This window comes from Paenibacillus sp. FSL L8-0663 (assembly GCF_038008125.1).
Classification (GTDB): Bacteria; Bacillota; Bacilli; order Paenibacillales; family Paenibacillaceae; genus Paenibacillus; species Paenibacillus polymyxa_D.
On sequence record NZ_JBBOYM010000001.1, the window covers coordinates 2,409,116 to 2,426,850 of the forward strand.

Annotated in this window: 1 protein-coding gene (cut by a window edge); it reads left to right on the plus strand. The window is 51.2% G+C overall.

What is annotated here, in order from left to right; genetic code table 11:
• A protein-coding gene (locus MKY75_RS11065; RefSeq protein WP_340885260.1) for a non-ribosomal peptide synthase/polyketide synthase crosses the window boundary here: on the plus strand, positions 1–17,735 show its start. 24,586 nt of this gene lie beyond the right edge of the window; the window shows 17,735 of its 42,321 coding nt (coding positions 1–17,735); it begins with the start codon at positions 1–3; its stop codon lies off the right edge, out of view.

Genomic DNA, 17,735 nt, shown 5'->3' on the forward strand with positions numbered 1-17,735 from the left:
ATGACACAGCAAGATGTTCAATTGTTTTCCTTAAGCCAGCCACAGCAACGTATTTGGTATACGGAGCTTTTGTATCCTCATCGGAACACTTCAACAATTATTGCTACTGTAAAGATCAGGGGAACTGTTCGCATAGATGCCTTGCAGCAAGCAATGAATCGGGTAATTGCCCAAAATGATTCTTTTCGTATCAAAATTACTGCTCAGGATGGGATTCCATATCAATATGTAGAGCCATTTACGGCAGAAAGTATAGAAACGATCCAAGTTACCCCGGAAGAAGCGAATGTATGGTTAAAGCATCATAATCCACAGCCGTTCTCATTGTTGGATTCGCAGCTGTACCGATTTGTTATCTTGCAGCTCGGAACAGAAGAAACCTGGTTTAATTTTAAAATGCATCATATTATTTCAGACGGCGTGTCCATGAATCAGGCCATTAATGAAATCACAGGACATTATATGGATATTGTGCATGGTACAGGCCAAGATGCGCCGACCAAAGGCAATCCCTATCTGGATTTTATCCAGGTAGAGCAAAGTTATGAGCAATCAGACCGTTATCAAAAGGACAAAACGTACTGGACGGAAAAGTTTGCCGATTTGCCTGAGACTACAGGTTTGAAATCATATAACCCGCTGACACTGAGTACAGCTGCACGCCGGGAGAGCTTTATACTGGAACATGAGTTGTATCGTGGTGTTACGGCTTTTTGCGAAGAGCATAAAATTAGTATTTTCACGTTCTTCCTGGCGGCTCTGTATATTTATTTGCATAAAGTGACGGGGGAGCAGGACTTAACCGTGGGGACACTCTATGCCAACCGTACGTCTAAGAAGGAAAAGGATACCATCGGTATGTTCGTCAGCACCGTGGCTACGCGTCTGTTGGTCGAACCAGAATCCGAACTGCTGACCTTTCTGCAAGGTGTAGGGAAGGAGCAGGCGTCCATTTTGCGGCATCAGCGTTACCCGTACAACAAAATTATTCAGGATTTGCGTGAACAGCAAAGCAGCCTGGACATTCAGCGTCTGTTTGGTGCTTCCATTCAGTACCGCACCTTGAGTTTCTCCCGGTTTGATGAAGCGATTCAGCAGGTGGATAACGATTTCTGCGGAGATACGGTGAACGACTTCGATATTCACATGGTTGAAATGCTGGATGATGATAGACTCGTGCTGTATCTGGATTATCGTACCGAGCTGTTTAGTGAACAGGAAATTGCTCGAATTATTCGGCAATTTTTGAGTGTGGCGGAGCATATGGTGCAGGGCCCACACAAGCGGATACAGGAATTGTCGCTGATCAGTGAGGAAGAACGGGCGCAAATCGTCGACGTATTCAATGCTACAGCGGTGGAATATCCACACGAAGCAGGCATTCATGAGTTGTTTGAGGAACAGGCTGAACATACACCGAATCAGACAGCAGTTGTGTTTGGAAATGCCCGTTTAACTTATGGCGAACTGAATGTAAAAGCAAATCAACTGGCTCACACGTTGCGCGGACACGGTGTTACCGCCGAGCAAACTGTAGGTATCGTTGCTGAGCGTTCCACGGATATGATCGTCGGCATGTTGGCGATTCTCAAAGCGGGCGGTGCATATGTACCCATTGACCCTGATTATCCCGCTGAACGTGTACGTTACCTGTTGGAAGATTCGGGAGCGAAGTTGTTGCTGGTGCAGCGTGCAGAACAGCAACCGGAGGAATACACCGGAATCGTGCTGGATCTAAGCGATGCTAAGGTGTACGCGGCAGAGGATGACCAATGCTTGAATACCGTACATGGGGAGCAAAACGAGGCTTATCATGTGGATTATGCCGATTATACAAATCCGAAAAATGAGATTTTAAAGGAATCGTCCTCGTCTGTCGTAGACAGCACTGCTGGGACACAAGAACGTAAATTTGGAAACCGACTAGCTTATTTGATGTACACTTCGGGCACGACGGGACAGCCCAAAGGAGTTATGGTAGAACATCGCAATGTCGTGCGTTTGGTAAAGCATACAAACTATGCGCAACTGGGTGCTGACACGCGCATTTTGCAAACTGGCGCCGTTGTCTTTGACGCGTCCACCTTCGAAATTTGGGGTGCGCTATTGAATGGTGGACAGCTCGTGCTGGTGAGTCAGGATGTTATTTTGGACGCTCCCAAGCTCAAGGAAGCCGTGCGCAACCATGGTATCACGACAATGTGGCTGACTGCGCCGCTCTTTAACCAGCTATCTCAGCAGGACTTGGAGCTGTTCGAGGGGGTAGAAGAACTGCTGGTCGGTGGTGATGTGCTGTCCGTACCGCATATTAACCGGGTACTGGAGGCTCATCCGTCCCTGCGGATTATTAACGGTTATGGTCCGACGGAAAATACAACTTTTTCTACAACTCATACGATTGCCAGCGTGCAATTGGAATCGGTGCCGATTGGGCGTCCGATCCACAACTCCACAGCGTATGTCGTAGACCGTTCCATGCAGCTTCAGCCTGTTGGAGCATGGGGTGAGCTGATCGTCGGCGGTGATGGGGTGGCACGTGGCTACCGGAACCGTCCTGATTTAACGGCTGAAAAGTTCGTAGATAGTCCGTTCCGTAGCGGAGAGCGCTGCTACCGTACAGGCGATTTGGTTCGCTGGAATGAGGATGGAACGCTGGAATACAAAGGACGGATCGACGCACAGGTGAAAATCCGGGGCTACCGGATTGAGCTGGGCGAGGTGGAAGCGCAGCTCTTGAAGCTAGATGCGGTACAAGAAGCTGTCGTCATTGCACGTGAGGATGAGCAGGGACAGAAACAACTCTGCGCATATGTAGTCACCCTTGTGGATATCGCGGCTAGTGAGTTGCGAAGCACCTTGAGCCAAGAATTGCCGGGTTATATGGTGCCGTCGTATTTTGTGCAGATGGATCAATTGCCGTTAACACCAAATGGCAAAGTGGATCGTCGGGCGTTGCCGCAACCGGAGGGAAGCGTGGATTCCGGCGAGGATTATGTAGCAGCCCGTAATGAGGTAGAGCGGACATTGGTATCGGTATGGCAATCTGTACTGGGAATCGAACAGATTGGTGTTCTGGATAACTTTTTCCATTTGGGCGGCGACTCGATCAAGGCCATCCAAGTGTCTTCAAGACTGCTGCAAAATGGTTACAAGCTGGAAATGAGGGAGTTGTTCCAGTATCCGACGATTGCTGAGCTGAATGGACGGGTGCAGCGGGTGACCCGCGTTTCCGATCAAGGAGAAGTTAGTGGAACCGTGGCATTGACACCGATTCAACACTGGTTCATTGAACAGCAGCCATCCAATCCTGAGCACTATAACCAGGCTCTGATGCTGTATCGTGAGGATCGACTGGACGAAACGGCGCTTCGTCAGGCACTGCAAAGCATTGTCGAGCATCATGACGCTTTGCGCATCGTATTCCGCCAGAATGCAGACGGTGGGTATGAAGCATGGAACCGAGGCGTGCAAGAAGGAGAGCTGTATAGCCTCGAAGTGGTGGATTACACAAGGGAGTCTGACTTTGCTCATTTGCTGGAGAACAACGCCAACGAAATCCAAAGCAGCATCCTTCTAGATGAAGGACCGCTGGTAAAGCTGGGTCTGTTCCGTTGCAACGATGGAGACCATTTGTTGGTAGCAATCCATCATTTGGTGGTTGACGGTGTGTCTTGGCGTATTTTGTTGGAGGATTTGGCAACCGGCTATGAACAGGCTTTACGGGGCGAGTCTGTCCGTTTGCCGAATAAAACGGATTCCTTCCGCCTTTGGGCTAATCAGCTGTCAGCTTATGCGAACAGCACAGCATTGGAGAAGGAGCGTGCGTATTGGGAGCAAATTGAGGAAGCAGGGAAAAGCCAGGCATCCTTGCCTAAGGATTACAATCGTAAATCTCAGGCCAAGCCACAGCTTCGCGATGATCGGACGCTGACCGTAGCGTGGACGGTAGAAGAAACAGAACAATTCTTGAAACAAGCTCATCGGGCCTACAATACGGAAGCAAATGATCTGCTGCTGACAGCTCTGGGCACTGCAATTCAGGAGTGGGCGGGCATCCGTCAGGTGCTTGTAAATCTGGAGGGTCATGGACGGGAAGCCATTTTGCCGGATATGGATATTACGCGCACGGTCGGTTGGTTTACCAGTCAATTCCCGGTTGTACTCAATATGGGCGAGGATCGGAATGTAGGACGGCGTGTCAAGAACGTCAAAGAAGGGCTGCGCCGTTTGCCGCATAAAGGGATTGGATATGGGATTTTGAGATATCTTGCTAGCGGTGAAGGAGAAGCAGCTTTTGTTGCCGAGCCAGAAATCAGCTTTAACTATCTCGGACAATTCGATCAGGATTTAAAGAATAATGCCTTCCGCATGTCTCCTTATTCCATCGGAGCTTCCATGAGTGACACGTTGACCAAGCGGTATGCTCTGGATATCAACGGCATGATCACGGACGGTGCACTGGAACTGACGATCAGCTACAGCAACAAAATGTTTATGAAAAAATCAATCAAAAAGCTGGCTGATCTGTTGCAGGAGGGCTTACGTGAGATATTGGCTCACTGTGTGGGTAAAGAGTTGCCGGAGCTGACACCAAGCGACTTGTCCTTCCAAGGACTGACGGCTGGAGAGCTGGATCATATTGTAGAGCAGACGGCTAATGCGGGAGAACTGGAAAACATTTATTCGCTCACACCCATGCAAAAAGGCATTCTGTTCCACGGCTTAATGGAGCCGCAATCTGGGGCGTACTTTGAGCAGGCGACATTTGATCTGCAAGGCAGCTTTCAAGTGGAGGCTTTTGCCGAAAGCCTAAATCAGCTGGTGGATCGCCATCAAATATTCAGAACGAATTTTTATAGCGGATGGAATGAGCAGCCTTTACAGGTGGTGTACCGTCACAAGCACGCCGGGTTCCGTTTTGAAGATGTACGTTCGATGGAACAAGGTGAGCAGGACGCATATATTGCTGATTTTGCTGAGCGCGACAAAGCCGAAGGCTTTCATTTCAGCTCAGGCGAGCTGATGCGGGTGTCTATTTTACGTACAGGCGAGGAGTCGTATCGTTTTGTGTGGAGCTTCCATCATATTTTGATGGACGGTTGGTGCTTGTTCCTTGTTGTAGGGGAAGCATTTAATACGTACTTTGCCATACTCGAAGACCGCAAGCCGGAGCTCGCCCCGGTAACATCATACAGCGAATACATTGAATGGCTGGATCGGCAGGACAACGTGGAGGCTGAACGGTTCTGGAGTGATTATTTTGCTGGCTTTGAGCAGCAGACCGTATTACCGCAGGTAAAACAGCTGGACAGTCACGCTAAAGAATATGAAGCGGACAAGCTTTCGTTTACACTGGGCCACGAAGTGACGGAACGGATGAACAAGCTGGTTAAGCAGAAGCAAGTAACGGTCAATACCCTTCTGCAAGCAGCGTGGGGCGTTGTGCTGCAACGGTATAACAACAGTCGGGATGTTGTATTTGGCAGTGTCGTATCCGGCAGATCAGCGGATATTCCGGGCATCGATAAAATGATTGGTTTGTTCATTAATACGGTTCCTGTACGAGTTCACAGTGAGAAAGATATGACGTTTGCTGCGTTAATGAAGCAGATACAGGAGCAGGCACTGGCTTCCCGTGCCTATGAAACCTATCCGTTGTATGAAATTCAGGCCCTAACAGAGCAGAAACAGGACCTGGTGAACCATATTATGGTGTTTGAAAACTACCCGGTGGAACAGCGCATGGAGCAAATGGGCAGTCGTGGCACGAATGGCTTTACGATTGCAAATGCTTCCGTGTCGGAGCAAACGAACTATGATTTCAACATTACGGTTGTGCCGGGCGATGAAATTCATGTCCATTTGGAGTACAACGCGCAAGTATTGGAACGCACGGCTGTAGAGCAAATCCGCGAGCATTTGCTGCATATGATTGAAGAAGCGATTAACCGACCAGATGCGCTGGTAGATGAACTTGAGCTGGTGACTGCTGCGGAAAAAGCAAAAATCATCGATGGTTTTGGATCCGTGGGCGTAGCTGCATGGAGTGATGAAAAGCAATCAGAAGGGTTGTTCCACGTCTATGTGGAAGAACAAGCGCAGCTTGTGCCGGATCATGTGGCAGTGGTATACGAGGAGCGGCAGCTTACGTACCGCGAGCTGAACGAGCGTGGGAATCAACTTGCTCGTAGATTGCGGAATGAAGGCATTGGGCGTGAATCCATTGTTGGTATTTTGAGCGAGCGATCGGTGGACATGATGGTCGGCGTACTGGCGGTATGGAAGGCCGGCGGTGCATACGTGCCACTGGATGCAGATTATCCATCCGAACGTATCCGCTTTATGCTCGAGGACAGCGGCGCTACGGTGCTGCTTACGCAAACAGGTTTGCAGGAACGCGCGCAAGCATGGCTGGAGGAGAGCCGACAGGTCTTGGCCGGTGGGCAGTCTGAGGGCGAGTTGGAAATAGCGGCTGGCGCTGAAACGATGGAAAGAGGCAGCCTGAGTGAAGGCGTAAGTTTTAAATTAGATTCGAGTTCTGACAACGAAGAAGCATCCGAACCGGCAACAGGGCTGCGTCTGCGTACTGTATTGGCGCTGGACGATGAGTCGTTGTACACCGGAGATGCCACGGATGTGGAACATATCAACGAGCCGCAGGATCTGGCATATGTGATCTACACGTCCGGTACAACGGGACGTCCGAAGGGTGTCATGATCGAGCATCACAGTTTGGTAAACACAGCTGCGGCATACCGCCGGGATTACCGTCTGAACCAGTTCCCAGTACGCCTGTTACAACTGGCAAGTTTCTCCTTCGACGTGTTCGTCGGCGATATCGCACGGGCGCTCTATAACGGTGGCACGATGGTCATCTGCCCGAAAGACGACCGCATTGATCCAAGCCGTCTGTATGGCTGGATTCACGATTATCAGATTACGGTGTTCGAATCCACACCGGCTTTAATCGTACCGTTTATGCAGCATGTGCATGAACAGGGCCTTGACATGAGCAGTCTGGAACTGCTGATCACCAGCTCGGATAGCTGCAGCGTGACGGATTATCGGGTGCTGCAAGAACGGTTTGGCGCAGATATTCGCATTATGAACAGCTATGGCGTCACGGAAGCGGCGATTGACTCCAGCTTCTACGACGAAGAACTGTCAAAGCTGCCAAGTAGCGGCAGTGTGCCGATTGGTCAGGCATGGCTGAACGCACGCTTCTACATCGTGGACAGCCAGCTGAATCCGGTGCCGATCGGCGTACTGGGCGAGCTGTGCATTGGCGGTGCTGGAGTGGCACGTGGATACCTGAACCGCCCAGACCTGACGGCCGAGAAATTCGTGGCGAATCCGTATGTAGCCGGTGAACGATTGTACCGCACAGGTGACCTGGCGCGGTGGATGCCAGACGGCAATGTGGACTTTATCGGTCGGATGGACTACCAGGTCAAAATCCGGGGCTACCGGATTGAGCTGGGCGAGATTGAAACGGCGATCCAGCGGGTACCGGGTGTGCGTCAAGCCGTAGTCATCGACCGGACGGATGAGCGTGGACACAAGTACTTGTGCGGGTACATCACGGGAGAAGCTGAGCTGCGGATCGAGGAAGTACAAGCAGAACTGGAATCCGGGTTACCAGCGCACATGGTGCCAGCACGGTTGATGCGTCTGGAGACGATCCCACTGACCAGCAACGGCAAAATCGACCGTAAGGCTTTGCCGGAACCGGAAGGCAGCATCCATGCGGGTACAGCCTATGTGGCCCCTCGTACTATCGTAGAACAGGTATTAACTTCGGTATGGGCCGGGGTACTTGGTGTCGAAACGGTAGGCACGCAGGATAACTTCTTTGAACTGGGCGGCGATTCGATCAAAGCGCTGCAAGTATCGTCCCGCTTGCTGCAAGCAGGCTACCGAATGAACATGAAAGACCTGTTCAGCAATCCGACAGTAGCGGCACTCAGTCCTTTGCTTCGTACAGATGGCAAGATGGCCAGTCAGGAAGAGGTCGTAGGCCAGGTGGAACTGACACCCATTCAGCGATGGTTCTTCGAGCAGCAGCCGGCTGACCTGCACCACAGCAATCAGGCGATGATGCTGTACCGAGCTGGGCGCTTTGACGTCGACGCGCTACGCCGTACGATGGACCGTATTGTCCAGCATCATGACGCATTGCGCACGGTATTCCGTGAGACGGAGCAAGGCTATGCCGCTTGGAACCGCAGTGTAGAGGAAGGCGAGCTATACACGCTGGACATTGTAGATTTTAGTGGAGTTGAAGACGAATCCACCGCTGTAGAAGCTAAGGCGAGTGAAATTCAAGCGAGCATTCATTTGAGCGAGGGGCCGCTGGTGAAGCTCGGTCTGTTCCACTGCGCTGAGGGCGACCATTTGCTAATCGTCATTCATCATTTGGTTGTGGACGGTGTATCGTGGCGTATTTTGCTGGAGGATTTGGCATCCGGTTATGAGCAGGCTATTGCAGGCAAAACAGGCACAGCTATCCGACTACCGCATAAAACAGATTCGTTCCAGACTTGGGCCGAGCAGCTGTCGGCCTATGCGAATAGCGCGACGATGGAGCGGGAGCTTGCTTACTGGCAGCATATCGAACAAGCAGAAGCCAGTCTTGCGAAGCCTTTGCCAAAGGATTTTGCGAATGACAATGCACTGCTTGGGGACAGTGAGGTTGTGACGGTCCGCTGGACGAAGCAGGAAACCGAGCAGTTGCTCAAACAAGCTCATCGCGCATACAACACGGAAATGAATGACCTGCTGCTGGCTGCGCTCGGAAAAGCCGTATATGACTGGTCTGGTTCTGAACGGGTGCTGGTCAACCTGGAGGGCCATGGACGGGAAGCTATTGTACCGGATGTGGATATTACGCGGACAGTCGGTTGGTTTACGAGCCAGTTCCCGGTTGTACTGGATGGAAGTCTGGGACAAGGGGGGAATACGGCTCGTCTGATCAAACGGGTCAAGGAAGGGCTGCGTCATATTCCGCAGAAAGGCATCGGCTATGGTATTTTACGATACCTGTCGGATACGAATGTTCTGGAGAAAGCAGGCGTGCAGTTAAAGGCTCAGCCTGAGATCAGTTTTAACTATTTGGGACAATTCGATCAGGATTATAAAGGCAATGATCTGGAGCCTTCCTCCTATTCCATCGGTGTGCCTGTCAGCACGAATGCGGCTATGGATTTTGCACTGGATATCAATGGAGTCATCGAGGATGGAGAACTGATTTTCACGATTCGCTACGGTACAACGCAATTCCGTCATGAGACGATTGCACGACTTGGAGAGCTGCTGGCATCCGGCTTGCGTGAGGTGATTCATCATTGTGTCGCTCAAGAAAGAACGGTGCTGACCCCAAGTGATGTCCTGTTAAACCATGTAACACTGGATGAGCTGGAGCAATTGGTGAAGGATACGCAAGATATGGGTGAGCTGGAAAATGTGTATGCTTTGACGCCGATGCAAAAGGGCATGCTCTTCTTCAGTCTGATGGATGAAAATTCGGCAGCTTATTTTGAACAGGCCACCTTTGAGTTGAACGGTCGTTTTGATGTGGTTGCTTTTGGTAAAAGCTTTGATCTGCTCGTGCAGCGTCATGAGGCATTGCGGACGAACTTTATCAGTTCATGGAAGGATGAGCCTGTACAGGTCGTCTTCCGCAACCGTAGCGGACAAATATATTATGAAGACTTGCGCGGACTAGAAAAAGAGGAACGAGAAGCTCGTGTTGAAGCTTTTGCCATCGAGGACAAAGCGAAAGGATTCAATCTCGCAGAGGATGCACTCATTCGTGTCTCCATTTTGCAAACGGGGGATGAAACGTATCACTTTGTTTGGAGCTTCCATCACATTTTGATGGATGGCTGGTGCTTGTCCTTTATGACACAGGAGGTATTTGGCAGCTATCTGACACTGCGCGCCGGTCATGAGCCAGCGCTGGAGCCTGTCACGCCGTTCAGTCGATTTATCGAATGGCTGGAACGTCAGGACCGTGAGGCAGCTTTGCAATATTGGCGTGGGTATCTGGCGGACTATGAGCAGCAAATTACGCTTCCTCAGCAAAAAACACAGCCTAAATCGATGCAAGCCGGGCTATATGTCGCTGAAGATCTGGAATGTGACTTCCAGCCAGAGCTGGTTGCTCAGATCGAACGGGTAGCGAAGCAAAATCAGGTCACGATCAATACGCTGATTCAGACCGTATGGGGCGTTCTGTTGCAAAAATATAACAACAGTACGGATATCGTGTTTGGCAGCGTTGTGTCCGGTCGTCCAGGGGATATTCCAGGTGTGGAGCACATGATCGGGCTATTTATTAATACAATTCCAGTGCGTGTGCAGTCTGAACCAGGTGAAAGTTTTGTCGAGCTGATGAGACGAACACAGCGGCAGGCGCTGGCTTCCAATGGTTATGATGCGTTCCCGCTGTATGAAATTCAAGCACTGACCGAGCAGAAGCAGGATTTGATCAATCATATTATGATATTTGAAAATTATCCGGTGGAGCAGCAGGTAGAGCAGCTGGGCAGTGAAGGACAGGAACCATTTACAATTTCGAATGTGGTGGCTACAGAGCAAACGAACTACGATCTAAACGTCGTCGTGATGCCAGGAGAAGGTATCAAGATTCGTTTTATGTATAACACGCTCAGCTTTGATCAAGCAGGTATTGAGCGCTTGTATGGACATTTTGCACGTTTGCTGGAGCAAATTTCGCTCAACCCGCATGTTCGGGTGGAAGAGCTGGAACTACTCACAGCAGCAGAAAAACAACAGATTACAGCGGCCTTTAATGACACCGCTTGTGCATTTCCGTCCCATCAGACGATTCATCAGCTGTTCGAGGATCAGGTGGAGTGTACGCCGGATCAGGTAGCATTGGTGTTTGGACATCAGCGTCTGACATATCGGGAGCTGAATGAACGTGCCAATTCATTGGCTCGAATGCTTCAAGCCCAGGGAGTAGGACCTGACAAACTGGTCGGTCTGATGGTGCAGCGTTCCGTGGAAATGATCGTAGGTCTGCTGGCTGTGCTAAAAGCAGGCGGTGCTTATGTGCCGATTGATCCCGAATTTCCATCCTCTCGTATTGCATACATGCTGGAAGACAGCGAGGCCGCAGTGCTTCTGACCCGTCGTGAACTGGCAGAAGAACACCATTGCCATGCCAATACCCTGTTTCTTGAGGATGCCGCATTGTATCAGGGAGAAAGTAGCAACCTGGAGACGATTGCCCGCCCAGAGCATTTGGCTTATGTCATCTATACGTCGGGTTCGACTGGAAATCCGAAAGGAGTTATGCTCCAGCATCGCTCGGTCCTCAACTTTATTACTGGGATGCGCGAAGTCATTGATTTTGAAGCGAGCCAAACCATGTTGTCACTGACGACCATTTCATTCGATATTTTCGTATTGGAAACCATTCTCCCCCTGTTGGGTGGAATGACGGTTGTGCTTGGCGACAGCCAGCATCAGGTGAATCCTCAGGCGCTGGGTGAGTTGATTACTCAACATTCGATTGAGATGTTGCAAATGACCCCATCCCGGTTACAAATGCTGTTGGGTCATGAAGCAGGCTCGCGCGTGCTGCAAAGCGTGAAGGCAATTATGGTTGGGGGCGAAGCTCTTCCGTCCAAGCTGCTCGCAGCACTGCAAGAGATAGACGGTCCCCGTATTTATAACATGTACGGACCTACAGAAACGACGGTGTGGTCGGCCGTGCAGGAACTGACCCATGCTCAGCATATTAATATTGGACGTCCTATTGCGAATACCCAAATCTATATCATGAATGCGAGTGGAGAATTGCAGCCCGTCGGTGTGCCGGGCGAGTTATGTATTGCCGGGGAAGGATTGGCCCGTGGGTATTGGAAACGTGAAGAACTGACGGCCGAGAAATTTGTGATTAATCCGTTTGCTGGGGGTAAGGCAGGCCATGAGCGGATGTACCATACAGGCGATTTGGCGAGATGGACGCCGGACGGCAACATTGAATATTTGGGGCGGATGGACCATCAGGTGAAAATTCGGGGCTACCGAATCGAACTGGGCGAGATCGAATCGCAGCTGTTGCAGGTGGAGTCGGTACAAGAAGCGGTCATCATGGCACGCACGGACGAAACGGGTCAAACACAGCTCGTGGCGTACTATGTGGCGAGTCAAGAACTGGGAGCCGGTGAGCTGAGACAGGAGCTGGGACAAGAACTGCCAAGCTATATGATGCCGTCGTATTTCATCTGGTTGGAGCAGATGCCGCTGACACCGAACGGTAAAATCGACCGCAAGTCCCTGCCAGCACCGGAAGGCAATCTGCACAGCGGTGCGGATTATGTAGCGCCACGCACTGCACCGGAACGAGCGCTTGTAGCGGTCTGGCAGTCCGTCCTGGGTGTGCCAACCGTCGGTATGTTGGACAATTTCTTTGATCTGGGTGGCGATTCGATCAAGGCGATTCAAATCGTATCGCGTGCATTCCAGGCCGGCTACAAGCTGGACATGAAGGATTTGTTCCGCTATCCCATCGTCGCAACCCTGGCATCGCATATGCATGAGGTCAGTCGTATGGCAGATCAGGGAGAAGTAAGCGGAGAAACGGCGTTGCTTCCGATCCAGCACGAGTTCTTTGCGCAGGAGCAAGTGGATGCGTATCATTTTAATCAGGCGGTTATGCTGCACCGGGAGCAGGGGTTTGACGAGTCGGCTCTGCGTCAGGCGCTTGGCAAGCTGACAAAGCATCATGATGCTTTGCGGATGGTGTTCAGCAAGACAGAACAAGGCTATCAAGCATGGAGTCGCGGAATACAGGAAGGTGAGCTGTATCATCTGGATGTGGTGGACTTTACGAACTTGACGGATAAAGCCACGCTCAGCGCAGCCATTGAGGCGAAAGCCAGTGAAATTCAAAGGAGTATCCAACTGCATGAAGGGCCGCTGTTTAAAGCAGGTTTGTTCCACTGTGTAGATGGCGATCATCTCCTGATGGCGATTCACCATTTGGTCGTGGACGGGGTATCCTGGCGTATTTTGTTTGAGGATTTGGCTACTGCCTATGAACAGGCCGTTCATCAGAAAGTGCTTCAGCTGCCGGACAAAACGGATTCATTCCGTTCCTGGTCACAAAAACTTTCCGAGTATGCGAATAGCGCAGCCATGGACAGTGAACACGCCTACTGGGAACAATGGAACGCAGCTGCTTTGGCTGACCAAGTACGTTTGCCTGAGGATCAAGCGCAGGCCGAAACATTTACCTTAGCTGACACGGATACAGTGGCCTTCCAGCTTACGGAAGAAGAGACAGAAAGATTATTGAAGCAAGCACACCGTGCGTATAACACGGAAGTGAACGATCTGTTGCTGACGGCTTTGGGCATGATGCTGTACACATGGACCGGCCATGAACGCAGTCTGATTCATTTAGAGGGACACGGACGTGAGAACATTTTGCCGGATACGGACATTTCTCGTACCATAGGCTGGTTTACGAGTCCATATCCGATATGGCTGGACATCGGTCGTGATCAGGCTTTGTCGGAACGCATCAAACAGGTCAAAGAGAGTCTGCGTGATATTCCGAATCAAGGAATGGGCTACGGAATCTGGAGATATTTGAGTGAATCTGGCCAAGCCATGGGTCAGCAAGCAGATGCACTGCATCTTGGTCAACATCAAGCTTTTGCCGAGCCGCAAGTGAGCTTCAAATACCTCGGACAGCTGGATCAGGACTTGCAAAACAGCGATATTCGTATGTCTCCTTACTCGATGGGATCGGTCGTTAGTGACCGGACGAAGATGAAATTTGCGCTCGATGTGAGCGGAATCGTAACGAACGGCATCCTGGAACTGGACATTCGATATAACGGCAAAGCCTTCCGTAAAGATACGGTCCAAATGTTGGCTAATCTGTTGAAATCCAATCTGCTTGAGATTATCGAGCATTGTGTCACACGAGATCGGATCGAATTAACTCCAAGTGATGTACTGTTCAAAGGTCTGACCCTGGAGCAATTAGATACGATTAAGGAGCAGACCCAGACGGTTGGGGAATTGGAAAATGTGTACCCGCTAACGCCCATGCAAAAGGGCATGCTGTTCCACAGTCTAATGAATGCTGAAACAGGCGTGTATTTTGAACAGGCGACCTTTGATCTGGAGGGCCATTTTGCACCGTCCACATTCGAGGAAAGTCTGAAGCTGCTGGTTAGTCGACATGCGATATTACGGACGAATTTCTACAGCGGCTGGCATGGTCAACCCTTGCAAATCGTCTATCGCCATAAAAGTCCGAGCTTCTTTTATGAGGACGTTAGAGGGCGTGAACAGGCTGTAGCTGAATTTGTGGCCCAGGACAAAGCTCGAGGCTTTGATTTAAGCAAGGATGCGCTTATGCGAGTATCCGTCTTCCGCACGGGTGAAAGCTCATACCGTTTTGTATGGAGCTTCCATCATATTGTGATGGACGGCTGGTGCCTGTCGCTGATGACAGACGAAGTGTTTGGTGCCTATGCTGCCTTGCTGGAGAATAAGCAGCCAGAGCTCGCACCTGTCAAGCCGTATAGTGACTATATCGAATGGTTGCAAGATCAGGATGCACAGGAAGCGACCCGTTATTGGAGTGACTATTTGGCAGGCTTTGAGCAGCAAACCTTGTTGCCTGGTGAGAATGCGCAAGCTTCTGTAGCCGCACGGGATGAAGAACCAGACGGAAGTGGTGGAAGTTCAAATTCTGGCTATGTTTCGGAAAAGCTGCCATTTATGTTGGGTAAAGAACGGAGTGCCGCATTAAACCAAATGGCCAAGCAACAACATGTCACGATTAACACCTTGCTGCAAAGTGTGTGGGGCGTTATTTTACAGCAATACAATAATAATCAGGATGTTGTGTTTGGTGGTGTGGTATCCGGTCGTCCGGCAGACATTCCAGGTGTGGAGAACATGATTGGATTGTTTATCAATACCATACCGGTTCGGATTCAAAGTGAACGGAATGCTACATTTGCTGAAGTATTGCAGCGCACACAGGAACAGGCTTTGGCCTCCAGTGTCTATGATACGTTTCCGCTCTACGATATTCAGGCACGGACTGAACAAAAACAAGACCTGATTCATCACATCATGGTCTTTGAAAACTACCCGATTGGGCAGCAGATGAAGCAGATGGGCGGTTCCGGCGAGACAAAGGCACAAACAGGCTTCTCGATTGCCAATGTGGCACTTGCCGAGCAAACCAACTACGATTTTAACCTGATTGTCGTGCCTGACGAGGATATCTCTATCCTGCTTGAATACAATGCTCTGGTGTATAACCGGTCTGCTATGGAGCGTATCCAGGGCCATATCGACCATGTCATCAGGCAAATTGTGGACAATCCGAATATCCGTGTGAATGAGCTGGAATTGGTAACACCAGAAGAACAGGCACAGATCGTTCAGGTTTGGGGGGATACGGCGGTAGCCTATCCACAGGATCAGACGCTAAGTGCACTGTTCGAGCAGCAGGCCACGAACACGCCGGATCAGGTGGCAGTGTTGTGCGGATCGGAATCGTTGACCTACGCGGAGTTGAATGAGCGAGCGAACCGTTTGGCTCGGACGCTGCGTGCGGAAGGTGTTGAACCGGATCAACCAGTCGGTATTCTGGTCCGCCGTTCGCTGGAGATGATCGTAGGCATCTACGCGATCCTCAAGGCAGGCGGAGCCTATGTGCCAATCGATCCGGAATATCCGGCCGACCGCATCCGCTTTATGCTGGAGGACTCGGGCGCGAAGCTGGTGCTGACGCAAGCGCATCTGGCGGAGCAAGCATCGCTGAGTTTCAACGGCCAGGTGCTGGTGCTGGATCGTCAGGAGCAGGATGGCCAAGACATTTACCACAAAGACGGTTCGAATTTGGAGCCACTGGCCGGTCCGCATCATGTAGCCTATGTCATCTATACCTCCGGCTCCACAGGAAAACCGAAGGGCGTGATGGTGGAGCATCATTCTGTGCTGAACCGGATTTTGTGGATGCATGATCGATACGGCTTGAGTGCGGAAGATACGATCCTACAAAAGACCGCTTTCACCTTCGACGTGTCAGTGTGGGAGCTGTTCTGGTGGTCGATGGTCGGCTCGAAGGTAAGCCTGTTGTCCGTGGGCGGGGAAAAGAACTCGGAAGAGATCGTCGACACGATTGCCCGCGATGGCGTAACCACGATGCACTTTGTACCCGCTATGCTGCATGCGTTTCTGGAGTACGTGGAGCAGCAGCCACGGGAAGTGATGCAAGCGAAACTGGCAACGCTGCGCCATGTCTTTGCCAGTGGTGAAGCATTGCCACCACAGCATGTGGCCCGGTTCCAACAGCTTGTATCGAGCCTTGCGGGAGCGAAGCTGATCAACCTGTACGGCCCAACCGAAGCGACGGTGGACGTATCGTACTTTGATTGCGAGCCGGATGGGGAATATACAGTCATTCCCATCGGGAAACCGATTCAAAACATTCGTCTGTACATCGTGAAGGAAGGCACGGAGCAATTGCAACCGATCGGGGTTGCAGGGGAGCTGTGCATCGGTGGTGTCGGTGTGGCACGAGGTTATCTGAACCGTCCGGAGTTGACGACCGAGAAATTTGTAACTGATCCGTTTTCGGGTGGTGAAGCAGGCTATGAACGGATGTATCGCACCGGCGATTTGGCGAGATGGATGCCGGACGGCAACATTGAATATCTGGGCCGGATCGACCATCAGGTGAAAATCCGGGGCTACCGGATTGAGCTGGGCGAGGTGGAATCGCAGCTGCTCCAAGTGGAATCGGTACGCGAAGCCGTCGTCATGGCTCGTGCGGCTGAAACGGGCCAAAAACAAATGGTGGCGTACTATGTCGCTGGGCAAGAGATCGGTGCCAGCGAGCTGAGAAGTGAGCTAGGCCGGGAGCTGCCAAGCTACATGGTGCCATCGTACTTTGTACAGCTGGAGCAGATGCCGCTGAGTCCAAATGGCAAAATTGACCGCAAGGCCCTGCCAGCACCGGAAGGCAGCCTGCAAACTGGAGCTGATTATGCAGAGCCGCGTACGGCGCAAGAACGCGCACTGGTAGCGGTCTGGCAGTCGGTACTGGGGCTGCAGACAGTCGGTATTTTGGACAATTTCTTTGATCTAGGCGGCGATTCCATCAAGGCCATCCAAATCGCATCGCGTGCGTTCCAGGCCGGCTATAAGCTGGACATGAAGGATTTGTTCCAGTATCCAACGGTTGCAACACTGGCACCGCATATGCATGAGGTCAGCCGTATGGCAGATCAAGGAGAAGTAAGCGGGGAAACCGCGTTGCTTCCGATCCAGCAGTGGTTCTTTGCGCAGGAGCGCGAGCGTCCGCAGCATTTTAATCAAGCGGTCATGCTCTATCGTGCCGAGGGCTTTGATGAGACGGCGATTCGCCAAGTCATGGATCACATCGTGAAGCATCATGATGCGCTGCGTACGGTATTCCGTCAGACTTCATCCGGTTACGAGGCTTGGACACGCGGTGTAGATGAAGGCGCGTTGTATACGCTGGAAACCGCAGACTACCGTGAACAAGTAGTCTATGCGGAAGCGCTGGAAGCGAAGGTAAATGAAATTCAAAGCAGCATTCACCTGTCCGAAGGACCGCTGGTGAAGCTGGGAGTGTTCCGCACAGCCGAAGGCGACCATCTGCTAATCGCCATTCACCACTTGGTGGTGGACGGAGTGTCGTG